Origin of the sequence: Actinoalloteichus spitiensis RMV-1378, assembly GCF_000239155.1 — a bacterium.
GTDB lineage: Bacteria > Actinomycetota > Actinomycetes > Mycobacteriales > Pseudonocardiaceae > Actinoalloteichus_B > Actinoalloteichus_B spitiensis.
In genome coordinates, this window is the sequence record NZ_AGVX02000279.1 from 1 (window position 1) to 2,921 (window position 2,921).

The window sequence follows — 2,921 nt, forward strand, 5'->3', positions numbered from 1 at the left end:
CCCAGCCGGTGTCAGGTGCTCGTTCTAGCCTCTTCGCGTGACCAGCGAGCTGCCCCAGGAACCCGTGAACCCGGCGACGTCCAGCCCGGTCGCCGCCGACCCGGACTCGCCGACGACCGTCGACCAGCCCGAGGTCGCCGAGCGGCAGGGCGTCGAGGACGTTCCCACCGAGGTGCGTGAGCACCACCAGCGGCTTGCCGAGGAGATCAGAGGGCACCAGTTCCGCTACTACGTCCTCGACGCGCCCACCATCGCCGACGGCGAGTTCGACCGGCTCTGGCAAGAACTGCTCCGCCTGGAGGAGGACCACCCGGGCCTGGCGACCCCGGATTCGCCAACGCAGGCCGTCGGAGGAGGGTTCTCCACGGACTTCACCGCCGTCGACCACCTCGAGCGGATGATGAGCCTGGACAACGCCTTCGACGACGGGGAGCTCTCCGCCTGGTACGACCGGGTCGTCCGCGAGGTCGGAGACCAGGCGCACTACCTGTGCGAACTGAAGATCGACGGGTTGGCCATCAACCTGCTGTACCGGGACGGCGTGCTGGTCCGGGCGCTGACCAGGGGCGACGGCCGCACCGGCGAGGATGTCACCCTCAACGTGCGCACGATGCGGGACGTTCCCGAACGCCTCCGGCCGAGCGACGAGTTCCCCGTGCCCGCGCTGGTCGAGGTCCGGGGCGAGGTCTTCTTCGCCGTCTCCGAGTTCGCGGAACTCAACGCGAGGCTCGTCGAGGCGGGCAAGGCGCCCTTCGCCAACCCCCGCAACGCGGCGGCGGGCTCCCTCCGGCAGAAGGACCCCCGGGTCACGGCCACCCGGCCGCTGCGCATGATCAGCCACGGGATGGGCCGCCGGGAGGGTTTCGAGCCCACCCGCCAGTCCGAGGCGTACGCGGCGTTGGAGGCGTGGGGCCTGCCCACCTCCGCGAACGCGAAGGTCCTCGACACGGTGGAGCAGGTGCGCGCGGAGATCGCCTACTGGGGTGAGCACCGCCACGACGCCGAGCACGAGATCGACGGTGTGGTGGTCAAGGTCGACGAGGTCGCGCTCCAGCGGCGCCTCGGCAGCACCTCCCGGGCGCCCCGGTGGGCGATCGCCTACAAGTACCCGCCGGAGGAGGCCACCACCGAGCTGCTGGACATCCGGGTCAACGTCGGTCGCACGGGCCGGGTCACCCCGTTCGCGCTCATGGCGCCGGTGAAGGTCGCCGGGTCGACCGTGAGCCTCGCGACGCTCCACAACGGCGACGAGGTCCGCCGCAAGGGGGTGCTCATCGGGGACCGCGTGGTGATCAGGAAGGCCGGGGACGTCATCCCGGAGGTGCTCGGCCCGGTCGTCGACGCCCGCGACGGCACCGAGCGCGAGTTCACGATGCCCACCCACTGCCCGGAGTGCGGCACGGAACTGCGCTACGAGAAGGAGGGCGATGTCGACATCCGCTGTCCCAACGCCCGCTCCTGCCCGGCGCAGCTGAGGGAACGGCTCTTCCACCTCGCCGGACGGGGGGCCTTCGACATCGAGGTGCTCGGCTACGAGGCGGCCACCGCGCTGCTGGCCTCCGGCGTCCTGGAGGACGAGGGCGAGGTGTTCGACCTCACCGCCGACACCCTGCTCCGGGTGGACCTGTTCCGCACCAAGGCTGGCGAGCTGTCCGCGAACGGGCACAAGCTGCTGCGCAACCTTCAGACGGCCAAGGAGCAGCCGCTGTGGCGGGTCCTGGTCGGCCTGTCGATCCGGCACGTCGGCCCCACCGCGGCCCAGGCGTTGGCCCGGGAGTTCGTCACGGTGGACCGCATCGAGCACGCCTCCGAGGAGGAACTCGCCGCGGTCGACGGCGTCGGGCCCACGATCGCCGGCGCCGTCCGCGAGTGGTTCGCCGTCGACTGGCACCGCGAGGTCGTCGCCCGGTGGCGGCGGGCCGGGGTGCGGATGGAGGACGAGCGGGACGAGAGCGTCCCCCGCCACCTGGAGGGCCTGTCCATCGTGGTCACGGGCTCGCTGGGAACGTTGTCGCGTGACGAGGCCAAGGAGGCCATCATGGCCCGGGGCGGCCGGGCGGCGGGGTCGGTGTCCAAGAAGACCGCCTTCGTGGTCGTCGGCGACTCCCCGGGGTCGAAGTACGACAAGGCGGTGCAACTGGGCGTGCCCGTGTTGCGGGAACCCGGTTTCCGGGTGCTGCTTGACGACGGGCCGGAGGCGGCGGCCGCGCTGGCCGAACGCGCCGGCGAGTCGGGGGACGACGCGGGCTGACCCGCGACCGGCACCAGTCGGACCGCCGGCCGGCGTGGGAGAGGACAGGCCGGTTGGTCGCGGGCGCGGCGGGTGCCGGCCCCGCGTCGCCCGGGAGGCGTGGAACGAGGACAACGGATGATGCGGAGCATGGTGAACAGCGGCTTACCGGTGATCCGTCGCCCCCGGGCGACCGAGCTGGCGGAGGTGGGCGACCTCACCGTCGCCGCCTACGAAGGGGAGGGGTTCCTCGTCGGCGACGAGGAGTACGCGGAGGAACTCCGGGACACCGACCGCCGCGACCGCGAAGCCGAACTCCTCGTCGCCGTCATCGACGGCCGGGTGCTCGGCACGGTCACCGTCGCCGAGGCCGGCACCCCCTTCGCCGAGCTGGCCCACGACGGCGAACTCGAGTTCCGGATGCTCGCCGTGCACCCCGGCGCGAGAGGTCGCGGAGTAGGAGCCGCGTTGACCAGGGCGGTGCTGGCCAGGGCCGGTGAACTGGGCGTGGAACGGGTGGTGTGCTGTTCCCTGGACCGCATGACCACCGCGCACCGGATGTACGAACGCCTCGGCTTCCGCCGCCTCCCCGCGCGGGACTGGTCGGTCAACGGCCTCCAGCTGCTGTCCTTCGAGCACCCGCTCGGCGCCGTGAACTGAACCGGCGCACGGACGACCGGCGGGGGGGCCG

The 2,921-nt window shown here is 72.3% G+C and carries 2 protein-coding genes; both read left to right on the forward strand.

The window, feature by feature from the left end; all coding sequences use genetic code 11:
- Positions 1-172 precede the first annotated feature (172 nt).
- Entirely contained in the window at positions 173-2,251 is a 2,079-nt protein-coding gene (gene ligA, locus ACTIDRAF_RS0213205; protein WP_052168822.1) for an NAD-dependent DNA ligase LigA, read from the forward strand.
- 117 nt (positions 2,252-2,368) lie between these two features.
- The gene (locus ACTIDRAF_RS0213210) at positions 2,369-2,890 is read left to right on the forward strand and encodes a GNAT family N-acetyltransferase (protein ID WP_016699210.1); all 522 of its coding nucleotides are present in this window, start codon (positions 2,369-2,371) and stop codon (positions 2,888-2,890) included.
- Positions 2,891-2,921 lie beyond the last annotated feature (31 nt).

Bases quoted from the DNA above. Each gene is read 5' to 3' on its own strand.
- ACTIDRAF_RS0213210 (WP_016699210.1), top strand. From the start codon at position 2,369: ATGATGCGGAGCATGGTGAACAGCGGCTTACCGGTGATCCGTCGCCCC.